We start from the raw sequence: 585 nt of genomic DNA on the forward strand, positions 1-585 counted from the left end.
TAACCCGCGCCTTCCATTCCCATAGCCTGGATAACATCAGAACCCAAATTAGACGTCATGATAATAACCGTATTCCTGAAATCGACAGTACGACCTTGACCATCAGTTAAACGACCATCTTCCAATACCTGAAGCAAGATATTGAACACATCCGGGTGTGCCTTCTCCACCTCATCCAATAGCAATACCGAATAGGGTCTCCTGCGGACAGACTCTGTCAAATAGCCACCTTCTTCATAGCCTACATATCCAGGAGGAGCGCCAATTAGGCGAGCCACCGAATGCTTTTCCATAAATTCGGACATATCGATACGAACCATCGCATCTTCAGTATCGAAGAGGAAACTCGCCAAGGCTTTACAAAGTTCGGTTTTACCGACACCTGTTGGCCCCAAAAATAGAAAGGAGCCATTTGGACGATTAGGGTCAGCCAAACCCGCACGAGAACGACGTACTGCATCGGATACCGCTTGCACTGCTTCAGATTGACCAATTACCCGCTCATGCAGAGAACCTTCCATTCTCAACAACTTATCCTTTTCGCCCTCCAGCATTTTTGAGACCGGAATACCCGTCCACTTCGAT

General features: G+C 47.5%; 1 protein-coding gene. It reads right to left on the reverse strand.

Going from position 1 to position 585, the window contains the following annotated elements; genetic code table 11:
* On the reverse strand, window positions 1–585 hold a 585-nt coding region (locus tag A3729_RS03470), incomplete at both ends, for an AAA family ATPase (RefSeq protein WP_156497621.1).

This window comes from Oleiphilus sp. HI0043 (assembly GCF_001634935.1).